The sequence below is a fragment of the Aliiroseovarius crassostreae genome (assembly GCF_001307765.1).
Taxonomy (GTDB): domain Bacteria; phylum Pseudomonadota; class Alphaproteobacteria; order Rhodobacterales; family Rhodobacteraceae; genus Aliiroseovarius; species Aliiroseovarius crassostreae.
In genome coordinates this window covers 724,249-737,966 of the sequence record NZ_LKBA01000004.1, presented here as the reverse complement: position 1 = coordinate 737,966, position 13,718 = coordinate 724,249, and the positions used below count along the sequence as shown (strand labels likewise).

Sequence of the window (13,718 nt, the reverse complement as noted above, 5' to 3'; positions counted from 1 at the left end):
AGCGTTTCGACGTTCACCTGAGACAGGAAAAAGTCGAAACGCAGTCAAAGTCGAAACGCTGTCAGAGATATCCATGATGTGGGCGTGTCGGAACAAACATGTGTGACAGGTTTATCCCGAAACGCTTCGGGGCAGAGGTCCCCCCCTGCCCCCGCGAACCAGCCTGCGCCAGTTTCCGCACCTGCCTCATGCGCTGCGCGACAGCACCGCGGGGGCCTCTTCGGGCAGCACAATCGACCCATCGGTTCCGACCGTGACCTGCATCCCCTGCTGCAACCCATCAAGCCCGGAACAGCCGACACACATGAGGATGTCCTTTTCGCGGGCAACAATGGCCATGTGGCTCAACCAGCCGCCAATCTCGCTCAGAACGGCCCCTGCGCGGGTGACATAGGGCAGCCATGACGGGCTGACCATGCGACAGACGATAATGTCGCCATCCTGGAACCCAGCAAACAGCTCGGCGCTGGTGCCGCCATCCTCGCCCACCACAAAAACCCGACCTGTTGCGCTGGCACTGCCCGACACGCAGGTGCCGCCAAGCGCGCCGGCCTCTGCCGCCCCATGAAGGGGCGTGGCCGCAGACATCAGCTCGCAGTCACGCAGGGTCAGCGCATGTTGCTTGGGTGCTTTTTTCAGCAGGCGTTTGCCGCGTTTCATACGCCATTTGGCGCGGGCTTTGTAAATCGACGGGTCGGTCAGCGCGAGCCGCGACAGTTCTTCCATCTTCAGCTGGAAGATCAGCTCCCCCAGATCGGTCTTTTCCGACAGGGCAAGAATGGCCCGGCGCAGCTCGGCAACAACCCGAAGCGCCTCATGCTTGGCCAGCTCCTTCAGATCCTGCATCGCAATGGCCAGATCCACCGGATCCTGCGGCACGCCCTGTGGCAGCTCTTCACATTCGGCTGGCTGCGACACGGCCCCGTCCAGCATCGGCCAAAGCAGCTCTGGATTTTCCGCATAACGCGGCAGGCTGAGTTCGTAATCCACATCCGCCCGGTGGCCCATCATTGCCAGCAGGGTGCGCCGTCTGGCCTTTTTGCCCTTCAGGCGCGCGCATTGGTCAATCATGCTGACCGGCGCGGACTGCAAGACCGGATGCATGAGCCGGGCTTGTGCCTCGGGGTCCTGCCCGGCCTGCTCGGCGGCCTCCCCCTGGGTGAAGCCTGCAAGAATATTGACCTTTTCCGCCTCAACATAGATCCCCTGCACCAGCATGTTGCGCAGGGTCTCAATCGCATTCACGATCTGCGTTTCGGTCAGGGCGCGATAGTCAACCGCCTGCCAGAAGGCCAGATCTTCGTGCAGGGCGGGCATGGTTTTCTCGCGGAACTCTGTCAGCATGGCCCGCGCCTGACGGCGCAGCTGCCGCGGCTTGCTGCCGGTCAGGCGCAGGGCCATCTGCTCTTTCAACGCGCAATTCACATAGGTGCGGCCAAAGAAATTGACCAGGTGGCCGGGGCGCCCTTCGGGCAGGTTATAGCCCACCCCCAACTGACGACACGCCATGTCCAGACTGCCCCCGGCGGCCCAGAGCTGCCCCATGAGCGAGAAGGAAAGCGGGGTTGGGCGGGGCAGGACTTCGGACATTTCGTCCTGCTCCAGCACCACACGATCCGCCTCACTTCCCGCGACCATTTTGAAGATCCGCCGCCATTCCGCCGTGCGCGCCTGTTCGGAGGCGCCCCCGGCCCCAAGCGTGGTGATGTCACGGCTTTGCACAATCTGGAACGCGCCCCCGGCATAGGCCCATTCAATGTCCTGCGGGCAGCCGAAAATCTTTTCGATCTTGCGGCCAAGCGCCAGCAGCGGCGCAAGGTCGATCGGCGCGGTTTCATCCGAGGTGGGCAGTTGCGTATAGCGACCAAAGCGCAGGCTTTGCGGTGTGGCCCGGCCCGACACGAGGTCATCGCCGCAGCCCGCCACCAGCTCAACCATACTCAGCCCCGGTGCGGTCGGATCCTGCGTGAACAGAACCCCGGCATAATCAGCCCGCACCATATGCTGGATCAGGATATTGCCGTCATGGCCCTCGGGGTCCTGCCCCGCCTTGCCCATGTCATAACTGCCCACCCGCGCCGAGGTGAACGAGGCGATCACGGTGTCGAGCGCCTGCACCATGTCATCGGGGCGCACATCCAGCACGCTGTCAAAGACACCGGCGAAACTCTGCTCGACCCCGTCTTCGCTGGACGCCGAACTGCGCACGGCGCAGGGGGCCTGGCCCAGTAGGGCCGAAATGCGCGCAGCAAAGGCCTGTTTCCGCTCTGCGGTCAGCTTGGCAAAGGCAAGGATCCCCTCGTTGCGCAGCACAACTCCATTCGGCACCGGCACGCCCGCGTTTTTCAGAACCGACAGGCGATAGGCCTTGTTTCCGCTGCCTTCAAGCCGGTCGGTATCGGCAAGCGGGATAACCCGATCCGCCTGCCCCGGCCCAACCCAGCGGCGCAGCCCTCCCCTGATGCCTGCCCATGACCGGGCCAGTGCCCCGGTGACATAGGCCCGTTGGATCAGGAGCAGCACAAGGCTGGTGCAGAGATAGACATTGCCTGCCGCGCTCAGCTGGAACACCAGTGCAAACATGGCCGGTGCCCCCAGCGCCCAGTAAAGGACCGCCTGCCGTCTGGTCTTGGCCACCGCCCAGTGCAGATAGGTTCCCGCGAGCAGGGCAAACAGCAGGGGCAGAAGATAGGTCCCGTCCGGCGCCCCCAGCTGTGCCACCCACAAGAAAGGCGTCTCGACTGTCTTGGCCGCCTGTTCGGTGGCACTCAGCCCCAGCATCATCACCGGCAGGAACAGCAGGGCCATCAGGTTGCGCATCGGCGTCAGCCCCTTGTCGGCATTGAACTGCTGGATGGCGCGCGCACGACGGGTCGGGTCATCGCGCAGACTGTCCTTGAGGGATTTCAGCTCTGCCGCGTGGCGCGCTGACACGATCTGATCCCGTTCGGATTTCAGGGCAATCGGCAATACCATCAGGCGCGACAGCAGCGACAGGCCCACCAGCCCCAGCACGAAATGAGAGCGCTCTGCGATCCAGCTCAGCCCGGTGGCCAGAAGGGTCACGGCCCGTTGCCAGAGTGTCACCTGCTGTTCGGCCAGCCATTGCTGCACATGCGGTTTGGGCTGCGGGGCGACAAAATACTCCCACGGGGTGGTGTAGCGGCCAAGGAACTCGATCCCAGCCTCACTCATTTCCAGCCCCAGCACCTGCGACATGAAACAGCTGCGCCGGTCATAGCAGGCGGCAATGGTCGGTTTGTCCTGCAATTGGGCAATGCGGGACTTCAGCTCATCCGTGGGCAGGGCGCGCACCGGGATATTGATGGCACCGGGCAGATGGCCCGTGGCAAAATCACCGGGATAGCGGGTATCCACAATTTGCAGGTTCCCATCCGCCTTCAGTGTTTCGAAATCTTCGGTGCTGAGCAACACATCCTTGCCCGGATAGTCAGGGATCGCGCGCAGGTCAGACAGGGTTTCCACCGCCTTGTCGCTGTAGCCGCGCCCCTCGACAATCCACTTTTCGATCCCGCCTGCGATAAAACGGCAGTCGATCCCGCGGGCCGCCAGTTCGGCGCAGGTTTCACTGCTGCGATTGCCATTGTGGCAAAACAGGACCACCTGTTTGCCCTCCAGTGGGATGTCGGATTTCAGGAAATCGGGAAACCGCACATGCTGCGCGCCCGGCAGGGTGCCCATCCGGCGTTCGGCGGTTTCACGAATATCGAAAAACAGCGTGTCGCGCTGCCCTTCTGGCAGGTCCAGCAGGCGCTGCGCCTCAGCGGTGCTGATCGCCAGCGGGTTATCCGTCTGTTTGGAAAAGCTTGTTTCCTTCAGGTTCTTGTCCTGAATGCTTGTCCCATCAAACTGGGCCGGACGGGTCAGGGTGGCCTGCAGGCGCGCAAGTTCACGCGCTTCGTTTGAACGATATTGCCACAGGTTGAGCGCGCCCAGGGCCAGTGCGGACAGAACCAGGAAAGCCACCAGCCGGGTCGGGAAACGGCCCCCTTTCCCCCCAGCGCGGGGGGCAATTCCAAACCGGCGGGCAATCAGGGCCGCCGTGCCGGTGACCGCCGCAAATCCAACCGCAAACACCTGAGAAAGAGAGGAAACGGACCCGATCACCAGTTCCGGTGACGGGATCGCCATGGCCTGCCCCGGGGTCAAGACCCCCACCGAGACGAGCATTATGGCCAGCCCGAACAGGGGCAAATAAGTCGATCTACTTGGCTTTGTGGCTTGCATGGTCTGTTCCTCACTCACGCCCTGTCCCCGGCGGTTTTAATATTGATTCAATTAATAGATGTTTCTGATGGTTAAGAAATCCTTAATTAAACAATTGGTTAACGTGAATTTCTCAAAAAATGTCCATAAAAAGATGTTGCTCTAGGTTGTGGCGCCCTTTGCGCGCCCCCCGATTTTCCAGGCACAGGGCAGGAAAAAAGGCGCCCGCAAACAAGGCCCCCCCGCGAAATGGCTTGCGCAAGTTTGGTTGGAAAACCACGCATATGTGAGGCCGCGAAACACAGCGATCAGAGCAGCCCCACAGGGGCGGCCGATCACATGAGGCTGGGAAAAACGGTCAGATACCCGGGTTGGTAAGCTGCGGCGCCGCGGGCCAAGGCGCCCTATGCGTCACTTCAATCGCCAGACATCAAACCGATCCGACGCCACCTCAAGCCGGTACCCCGTCATGATCTGGTCAAATGCCGGGTTGGTCGCAAAAAATGCCATCCAGTCAAAATTCGGCGTGTCGAAATAACCAGAATTCTTGTCCACGATCAGGGCGTCGGGGCGAAATGCCATCAGATCATCAATGACGTCATCCCGGGTTTGGACAAGGATCTCCTGCAACGCGGCGCAGGCCTCCCACTCGATTGAGCAATCCGTCTTTTCCAGCTTATTCACAGCGCCAGGCACCTGCCAGATAGTGGAATAACTGCTGGCCCATTGCGCTTTCGCCAGATGTGCGGTGACCGGCCCGAAAGAAACAAAAGAGGTCAACACATTGACACTTTTCGCACCGGTGATCCATTCCGCCAGCGCCACTGCGGTCGGGTTGGCATACTTTCCGCGCATGAGGTTCGTTTGAACCAGAATTACCAGAACAATTACGACGATCCCCAACGGAAACCGGCGCATTCCGGGATCAACGATGAACCACGAAAACCCCAGCATCAAGAATCCAACAAAAGGGATCATTTGATATCTGAACCCGGTCCACTGCAACAGATAGCTCGACAGTCCAGCCAGGGACACGACAAGCAAAATCACCGGAGCAGATGAGGTTTTGTTGCCAATTCTCGCAGCGGCGAAGCCTATCAATCCGAGCAGTGTAACTATCAGCACGCGATCTATGACAACCCCGGACCCCGCGCTGAAAGAATCATATGTATAACGGGCGTGGGGAACAATCTTTGAAAAATAGGCCGGATGCACCAGTGCAACGAAAAGGACGTAGAGCACCCCAATCAGGAACATAACCCGGTTGGAAGGTGAGAAAATGCATCGCCAGTCCCGATCACGGATAAGTGCCACCAGGGTCACCAGAATGGGCAAGACAAGGAAATATGGCTTCAGGCAAATGCCCAGCGCCGCCAAAGCTGAAAGGAAGTATATCCTTGCACTGCTATCTGGCTCTTTGGGGGGCAGAAGCGCCAGCACCCACGGCGTGACAAGCACTAAAAACAGGTGATCACGCTGGATGAGATTTCCATAAGCTGGCACGATCAGAGCCACGGCTACAAGCAGCTGAAACACAATACGCCGGGGCAGTGTAAGGGTTTGTTTTGCGCCAATCACCCACCAGCTCACGAGCAGAACCAGCGTGTAAACCCAAGCAAACACGACGTATTGAGCACTTTCCGGCAACAGGCCGCTGGCCTGCGACAGCCAAATGGCTGGCACTGTGTAATAGAAGTTCAGCGGCGGGTTGATCTCGACCAAATCGGTAAACAAGGCCTCCCCGTCAAGCCAGCGCTCCGTTGCAAACAGATACCAGATCACGTCATGGCTCAGCAGATCCCCCCAAAACAGCCACAACACCGCCCCACCACATAGGGCAGAAATGAGACCTCCAATCCACAAATCCTGCCCGCGGTGTGTTTTTTGCACAAAGACCCAGCCCGCAAGCAGCAGATAGGTCAGCACCGGCACCGTCACAGCGACCAGTGCCATGGCCTGCCAGAACGGCCGCCCCAGCTGGTCATAGGTGATCCAGGTCAGGGCCGTGCTCAGGATCAGGCCAGATCCGGCGGCCAGGACAAAGCGGGGGAAATGGAACTGGTGGTCCAGCTCGGTGCGGAAGGTCAGGCGGGCATGGCCGAAATAGGAAATCAGGACCGCCGCACTGAACCCGCCGAAATTCGATAAGATCCCGGAAAGCGTGGTGAGGTTGGCCAGCAGCAACGCGGTCAGGAAATGGGTGGCCGTGCCCACGCCCCCAACCAGCACAAAGGGAACCAGCCGGGAGCGCATCACGCCCCCTCGCGCCTTAAAACAGCGCCGAGCGACAGGCCAACCGGCATCGGCAGGCGGCCGACCAGATGCCGTTCCGTGGCAAACACCGCCTGAAGGGCGCGGTTCAGCATCGGACCGGGCAGCGCATCATCCGGCGCCTCGCTTCCTGTCAACGCCTTTGCCCCCCGCAACCCGAGGGCCACGGGAAACAGCAATGAGTTGAAATAGAACTGAAATTCGACCTTCAACCCGGCCTGCTGCGCAACGGATAACAGGGTCGATTTCGTGTAGCGGCGAAAATGGTGATGGGCCTCGTCATGGCGCGACCACAGCGCCTGGAACGCGGGCACGGTGAGGAAGATCGCGCCCTTTTGCGACAGTCTTCCGGCCAGCGCCTCAAGCGCGGCGCGATCGAGTTCGATATGTTCCAGCACATCGAAAAGCGCAATCACATCATAATGTTTGTCCCCAAAGGGGATCTCATTGGGCAGGGCCCCGAAGGGGATGGTCAGCCCGGACGAGGCCTGCGCCATATTGCGCGCAAATTCGTCATATTCGAACGCATCCAGCGCCCCGAACCCCTGCAGCAACGACAGGTTCCCGCCGGTTCCACAGCCAGCTTCAAGGATCTGCGCCTCAGGTCCGGGGCGGATATGCCGCTCCAGCACGGTTGCTATGATTTTCCGGCGCGCAACAAACCACCAATGTTCCGCCTCGATCTCCTGCATCCGCAGGTAAACATCACGATCCACGCCCGGCCCCTTCCGTGTCGTCGACAACCGAACGCACCACGTAAAGCGGGCGACGGCGCACTTCCTCATAGATGCGCCCGACATATTCCCCGATAATTCCGAGGATGAACATGTTCATGCCGCCGAAACTCAGGATCAGGATCAGGGTCGAGGCATAGCCGGGGGTATCGACCCCGTAGATCAGCGTGCGCAGCAGGATGAAGGCGGAATAGGCAAGCGACAGGCAAAACAGGATCATGCCCATATAGGTCCAGATCCTGAGCGGCGCGGTGGAGGAGGCAAAAATGCCGTCCAGCGCGAGTTTCCACAGTTTCCAGTAGGACCAGACCGTTTCGCCCGCTTCGCGCGGGGGGCGTTCATAGGCGACCTCCTCGACGTCGAACCCCACCCAGCTGAAAATCCCTTTATTGAACCGCGCCCGCTCCCCCAACAACAGGACCACATCCACCACCTCGCGGTCCAACAGTCTGAAATCACCGACATTTCTGGGAATGGGATGATCGGCCAGCGCGTTGAAGACACGATAAAACGCGCCGGCGCTGGTGCGCTTCATCCAGGTGTCCCTTTCACGCGAACTACGGCGCGCATTCACGATCTTTGCCCCGGCTGCCCATTTTTCCACCATTTCGCAAATCAGCTCGGGCGGGTCCTGCAGGTCAACATCCATCGGGATCACGGCATCCCCGTCAGCATGGGCCAGACCAGCCGCCAGAGCGGCCTCTTTGCCGAAGTTTCGCGACAGGTTCACCAGCCTGACCTTCCAGGGGGCACTGCTGGTTTCGACAATCCTGCTTTCAGTCCGATCCGAACTGCCATCATTCACAAACAGGATTTCAAACTGAAAGCGGTCCGCCAGCCCGGACAGTGGCTGGGTCAGCGCCTCGAAAAAGGGCGCGATGGCCTGTTCTTCATTGAAAACCGGCACCACCAGGGAAATCAAAGGACGCCCGTCCCCTTGACAGGTGTCGCCGGATTGGGATGTGCCGGGTTTCGTTTCAGCCATAAATAAGTTAATTCTCTTGCATCAAAACATCAATTTCAGACCGGACATAAGGGCAATGCCAAAGCCCCGCCTCTGCCCGGACCGGAGGGCGCCAAACACAAGCAGGGCAGATCATATCTGTATTCCCACCGCGCCCGGATGCGGCCTCTGGTCCGATCTGCCGTCACGTTATCCTAAAGGACTGAAAGCACGACAATCAATCCCAAACTCGTCGCGGAACAAGGGCTGGCTTGCGATCCGGGGACTTGCGGTTCCTGCAAGAGTTAGGTGTCAACCAACAACCGGGGCCCCCAATCGAGGTGACCTCAGCACCAGATTGCTCTGGCAGCGCTTGGATCAAGATCTTGTGGAAGTGGCTGGGGTGGTAGGATTCGAACCTACGGTACACTGTACCAAAAACAGTTGCCTTACCACTTGGCTACACCCCAGCAGTGAGCGTGTAAGTATCCAAAGCCCGATTGCGGCGCAACCCCAAAATCGCAGATTTTTTCAAAAATTATGCCGTGCTTTTCGGGCGGCAAAAATGGGGGAAAACGGGCATTCGGAGGCGAGGCATCCCTTTGCTCGGAATGGGTGCCAATCGGCTGTTACCCCAAGGGGCAAGCATTCACTCAGGCTGCGATTACACCCCGGATAGGGGGCGCGATTTCGCCAGCCTATCAAACGCTGCAAGGTCGGAAACAACGCCCGGCATGTCCGAAAGCGCAATCATGTTGGGACCATCAGAAGGGGCATTGTCCGGGTCAGGATGGGTTTCGATAAACACCCCCGCAATCCCCAGCGACACCGCCGCACGCGCCAAAACCGGCGCAAACACACGCTGCCCACCGCTGGACGCCCCCTGCCCCCCCGGTGCCTGCACCGCATGTGTCGCATCCATGATCACCGGGTAGCCCAGGCGCGCCATTGTGGGCAGGCTGCGCATATCTGTCACCAGCGTGTTATAGCCAAAAGAGGTGCCGCGCTCGGTCAGCAGGATCTTGTCATTTCCCGCCCCGGCCCCCGCCCCGGCCAGTTTGGCGGTCACATGTTGCATATCCCAGGGCGCCAGAAACTGTGCCTTTTTCACATTCACCACCCGGCCGGTCTGAGCTGCGGCCACCAGCAGGTCGGTCTGGCGGCACAGGAAGGCCGGGATTTGTAGGATATCTGCGACCTCAGCTACGCGGGCGCATTGCGCAACCTCATGCACGTCGGTCAGGACCGGAATGTTCAACGCGGATTTCACCTCGGCCAAAATGCGCAACCCCTCGGTCAGACCCGGTCCACGCGGCGAGGTCAGTGAGGTGCGGTTGGCCTTGTCAAACGACGCCTTGAACACATAGCCCACCCCATAATCGACACAGATCCGCGCCATTTCACGCGCAATCTCAAGCGCATGATCCAGTCCTTCGAGCTGGCAGGGGCCAGCAATCACGGTCAGGGGCAGATCATTGGCAATCTGCACCCCACCCGCCGTGACAACTGTAGTCGCCATGTTACGCCGAGACCTGTTCGCGCAGAACCGACGCGGTCAACGACATCATCAGATAGATCCCGGCAAAGACCAGGAAAGAGAGCAAGGTATTTTCGAACTTGCGCGGATAGGTCGGTTCATCCGGCGCCACGGGCTGCACCCCCAGTTCCAGATACCGGGTCTGCTTGTTCGCCTCGATCCGGGCGGTTTCAAGCTGCTGGAGCGATTGCTGCATCAACAGCACACGAGTTTCCAGATTTGTCTGCGCGATGCGCAGCTGTGCATTCACCGAAGCAAGCGATCCTTCGGCCCCGTTTTCCGTCAGCTTGGCGCGCAGTTCGGCAATCAGCGCCTCCAGCCGCTGGATGTCGCCACGTGTGCCCTCAACCCGTGCTTTATTCGGACGGGAATTGTCCAGAAGCTGTTGCAATGTGAGGCGCTTTTCCTGCAGCTGGGTTTCGAACCCGGTGATCTGGCCCATCAGGGCGGCCGCATCCGACGTGGCATCAAACACACCCAGGTCTTCTTGCAGCTTCAGCACCGCATCCTGGGCTGCAAGCATATCGCGCTCCGCCTCTTCATAGGTTTCGCGTGCGCCCTGCATCTGGTCGTTGCGCAGGCGCTGGGACAGGTTATCGACCCGTTCTTCGGCATAGTTGATCAGGGCCTGCGAAAATTCCTGACTGAGAGCGGGAGAAGGTGCGATCACCTCCATCTTGATAATCCCCTCGGTCGGATCATAGCCAATTTTCACATTTTTCTTATATATCTTATAGGCTTGCTCGTTGGAGGCATCCTCTGACAAGCGCTGCAACCTGTCGATTTCATCCGCGCCAAACGCCTGTTTGAAGCCAAGATCCGCGTTCAGGCGCAGCATGGCGTCGCGGGAGGTGAGATAGCTTTGCACCGTGATTGAATCCTGCGAGGTGGCCAGACCAGAGCCGGAAAACAGCCCGCCAAGCCCGCTGCCAGCCGCCCCTTCCGATTTCTGAATGATAAACTCGGACTTGGTGGCATACATCGGCGTGGCAATGGTGTAGAAATAGATCCCCGCCAGAAGCGTGGGCAGAAACACGAAAAAGGACAGGCGCACCAGGAGCATCACCAGCTTTTTGCGGCGACGCTTTGCGATATTCATCTGGATATCCATGATCGCCTTAGCACGATCAGCGGCACCCAGGATCTGAGGCGCTGGCACTTTGGGCTTGTCCACCGTCTGGGGCAGTTTGACCTGATCCTCTTTGCCGGTTTTCTCGGGCGCAACCAGTTCCAGCATCGCGGCGCGTTTGAACGGGTCAATGCCGGCCTTGCGCAATTGCAGCACCGCATCCAGATCGGACACGGCGTTGATGCCATGTTTCTGGGCAACCCGTCGGGCCATGCGCAATTGGCGTCCCGTCAGGCCCTCTGCGCGGATCGTCGCCATTTCGGCGTCGACCGCAACCTCGGCGGCGCTGCTCACCTCACCACTCTGGGCCGTATTCTGGGCTGTTTTCTGAGCCGTGTCCTGGGCAGGCGGGCTGGCAGAGGGTGCAGCGGTGGCAAATTTCCCGGTGGGAAATCCGTCTTCATGCCCGGCCAGCGCAGCCTCTTCCATCGGATTGAGCTGGCGCGATGTTTGCCCGCCGGGCACAGGGCGCGACGGACGCGGGTGCGCGGCGGCGGGCCTGCGATCTGTCGCAGCCCCTTCGCCCGGAGTCGAGCTTGGAGAAGCGCTCGGGGCAGAAGAAGGCACCCCACGCCGGATGCGGAACTTTTTAGCCTTGGGTTTCGTAGTCATAAAGTTGCTTCGCCTCTTCCAAGGTATCAAACATGTAGAACTGGCCATCACGCAGCACGGCGGCTGAGCGGCAGAATTTTTCGATCGTCTTCGCCTGGTGCGACACGATAATGACGGTGGAGTTTTTCAGCCGTTCCGCCAGAACATCCCCCGCTTTGCGGTTGAACTCGGCATCGGTGGTCTGCGGCATCCCCTCGTCAATCAGGTAGATGTCGAAATCCAGTGCCAGCAGCAGCGAGAACGTAAACCGCGATTTCATCCCCGAGGAATAGGTGCCGAGGGGGAAATCATAATACTCCTCCAACCCGCACAGCCAGCGGGTAAACGCTTCGATATAATCCGGATCCAGCCCATAGATCTGGGCCACGTAACGCGCGTTTTCCTTTGCGGAAAGCTTGCTGACCACACCGCCCATGAAGCCCAGCGGGAAAGAGATACGGCAATTGCGGATGATGTCGCCCTCATCCGGTTTTTCCAACCCACACATCATGTTGATCAGCGTGGTTTTCCCGGTGCCATTGCGTGCAAGGATGCCGAGCGAATTGCCCAGTTCAACCCGGAACGAGGCTTTCTCAAGGATCACCTTGCGCCTTTCCCCGGTCCAGAAGGACTTGCTGACATTTACGAACTCGAGCATGCACACGCCCCGATCACTGCTGACTTGCCTGCCGCCTATTGATGACCGGCTTTCTGCGCTTTTAACACGCGCTTGGTTAACAAGGACCTATAGCGCCCCATTTAGGCAACATTATGTCTGAGGGAGCCATAAAAAGACAATCTCAAAACGAAAACCAAACCGAAGTTCCCTCCGGTTTGGTGTGTTTTTTCAATAAACTCCGAGGGGGTTCCCCCCGAATTGCGCAACAATCAGTGCGCATGCGCCTCTTCTTCGCTGTGTTGTTTCTGAACGCTCAACAGTTTTCCCGCAGCAAATGACAGGAAAACAGCGCCGAAACTGAACAGGGCGCCCATCTTGGCGGCGTCCTGCACCGCCCCAGCCGGGAAGGCGACGGAGGCCACGAAAAGCGAGACGGTAAAGCCGATGGCCGAGACAAACCCCACCACCACCAGATCCATTGTGCGCATTCCTGCAGGCAGGCCCAGCCGCATCGGATAGGCGGCAAGCCAGCCAAAGAGCAAGATCCCCACCGGCTTTCCGATGATCAGCCCGGCAAGCACCAGCCAGGTGGCCTCGGAAATGGCATTGAACTCGACCCCGGCATTCAGAAGGCCGAAGAAGAACAGCACCACTTCAACCGGCCCGGCCATCGCGTGCTCCATCTGGTTGAGCGTGTCCTTGAGGTATCTCTCGGCGTCCGAGAAGATCCCGAAGGCGCGGTCAGCATGGGGAATGGCAGGAATGACCGGCAACAGGCCCAGCGCGGGGTGAATGCCCGCCTGTGCAAACCCGTACCAGCTGGCGCAACCGGCAAGTGCGTAGGGCAGCCATCCCAGGTTCTTGCGCACCCAGGTCGAGCGGCGTCGCGCCTCGTCGCCCCCATCCATCTTGCGCGGCAGCCAGTTGAACACGACAAAGGCCAGCACAGATGCCGCCACGGACAGAAGCAGCCATTCCGGGGCCAGTTCGCCCGAAGGGTAGAAGATCGCCAGGATGATCAGCCCCGCCGCATCATCGGCAATCGCCAGCAGCAGCAGGAAACGCACGGCCGGGTGACCTGCCCCAAAGACCAGACGCCCCACAAGATAGGAAAACGCGATATCGGTTGCGGTGGGAATGGCCCAGCCGCGCGCCACCGCGTCAAAGGTGCTCGACCCCAGCAGCAGCGCGATCCCCAGATAGACCGCAATCGGCCCCAGCATCCCGCCTGCGGTGGCCACCAGTGGCGTGGCCGCTTTCTTGCCGCGCAGCGAGCCGTTTTTGAGGATCACCGCCTCCCATACCTCTTTCCCCGCAATGGCAAAGAACATCGCCATGAGCATGTCATTGACCAGATAGTGGAGTGTCACCACCTTGCCCGCATCCCCATATTGGAAATACTTGGCATATTCCTCGCCAAACGACTTTTTCCAGTAGGGTATGTCCACACCAACCCAGTCGTTGAACCACAGAGGATATTCAACAAAGTGATGGTAGGAACTTGCATTGGTATTGGCCCAGACCAAGGCCAGCAGCGCGCCGCTGATCAGCAGCACCGAATAGGTCGTGATGAAATTCCACACACGATACATGGTTTACCCCGTTTTTTATTAAAACAGACCGGTAGCCCCAGACGGCAGCCAGCCTGCTTTCTTCCATTATCCTTC

At 59.5% G+C, this 13,718-nt stretch carries 8 protein-coding genes and 1 tRNA gene; all 9 read right to left on the bottom strand.

What is annotated here, in order from left to right; all coding sequences use genetic code 11:
- Positions 1–186: 186 nt before the first annotated feature.
- The 9 genes from AKJ29_RS05810 to AKJ29_RS05770 all read right to left on the bottom strand — a co-directional run bounded on the left by AKJ29_RS05810 (position 187) and on the right by AKJ29_RS05770 (position 13,643).
- A complete protein-coding gene (locus AKJ29_RS05810; protein WP_082392520.1) occupies positions 187–4,248 on the bottom strand; it encodes a PEP/pyruvate-binding domain-containing protein in 4,062 nt (1,353 codons plus the stop codon).
- A 390-nt stretch (positions 4,249–4,638) separates the two neighbouring features.
- Positions 4,639–6,480, bottom strand: a complete 1,842-nt coding sequence (locus tag AKJ29_RS05805) for a GtrA family protein (RefSeq protein WP_055188770.1) — start codon at positions 6,478–6,480, stop codon at positions 4,639–4,641.
- Positions 6,480–7,214 carry a class I SAM-dependent methyltransferase gene (locus AKJ29_RS05800; protein WP_055188768.1) on the bottom strand — a complete coding sequence of 245 codons (735 nt, stop codon included), beginning with the start codon at positions 7,212–7,214 and terminating at the stop codon, positions 6,480–6,482. The genes AKJ29_RS05805 and AKJ29_RS05800 overlap by 1 nt, the downstream gene beginning before the upstream one ends.
- Positions 7,204–8,217, bottom strand: coding sequence for a glycosyltransferase family 2 protein (locus tag AKJ29_RS05795; protein WP_055188766.1), 1,014 nt, complete (start codon positions 8,215–8,217; stop codon positions 7,204–7,206). Before AKJ29_RS05795 ends, AKJ29_RS05800 begins: the two co-directional genes overlap by 11 nt.
- Positions 8,218–8,570: 353 nt before the next feature.
- Positions 8,571–8,645, bottom strand: a tRNA-Gln gene (locus AKJ29_RS05790).
- Between the two features lie 194 nt (positions 8,646–8,839).
- Positions 8,840–9,694, bottom strand: coding sequence for a 3-deoxy-8-phosphooctulonate synthase (gene kdsA / locus AKJ29_RS05785; protein ID WP_055188763.1), 855 nt, complete (start codon positions 9,692–9,694; stop codon positions 8,840–8,842).
- A 1-nt stretch (position 9,695) separates the two neighbouring features.
- On the bottom strand, positions 9,696–11,453 hold the full coding sequence (locus AKJ29_RS05780) for a hypothetical protein (protein ID WP_055188760.1): 1,758 nt from the start codon (positions 11,451–11,453) through the stop codon (positions 9,696–9,698).
- Positions 11,431–12,090, bottom strand: coding sequence for an ABC transporter ATP-binding protein (locus tag AKJ29_RS05775; protein WP_055188758.1), 660 nt, complete (start codon positions 12,088–12,090; stop codon positions 11,431–11,433). Before AKJ29_RS05775 ends, AKJ29_RS05780 begins: the two co-directional genes overlap by 23 nt.
- A gap of 230 nt (positions 12,091–12,320) precedes the next feature.
- On the bottom strand, positions 12,321–13,643 hold the full coding sequence (locus AKJ29_RS05770; protein ID WP_055188756.1) for a Na+/H+ antiporter NhaA: 1,323 nt from the start codon (positions 13,641–13,643) through the stop codon (positions 12,321–12,323).
- Positions 13,644–13,718: the final 75 nt, after the last annotated feature.

Excerpts from the sequence above, each read along its gene's own strand:
- kdsA (WP_055188763.1), bottom strand. The coding sequence starts at position 9,694 with ATGGCGACTACAGTTGTCACGGCGGGTGGGGTGCAGATTGCCAATGAT.
- AKJ29_RS05780 (WP_055188760.1), bottom strand. The coding sequence starts at position 11,453 with ATGACTACGAAACCCAAGGCTAAAAAGTTCCGCATCCGGCGTGGGGTG.
- AKJ29_RS05810 (WP_082392520.1), bottom strand. The coding sequence starts at position 4,248 with ATGCAAGCCACAAAGCCAAGTAGATCGACTTATTTGCCCCTGTTCGGG.
- AKJ29_RS05770 (WP_055188756.1), bottom strand. The coding sequence starts at position 13,643 with ATGTATCGTGTGTGGAATTTCATCACGACCTATTCGGTGCTGCTGATC.
- AKJ29_RS05795 (WP_055188766.1), bottom strand. The coding sequence starts at position 8,217 with ATGGCTGAAACGAAACCCGGCACATCCCAATCCGGCGACACCTGTCAA.
- AKJ29_RS05805 (WP_055188770.1), bottom strand. The coding sequence starts at position 6,480 with ATGCGCTCCCGGCTGGTTCCCTTTGTGCTGGTTGGGGGCGTGGGCACG.
- AKJ29_RS05775 (WP_055188758.1), bottom strand. The coding sequence starts at position 12,090 with ATGCTCGAGTTCGTAAATGTCAGCAAGTCCTTCTGGACCGGGGAAAGG.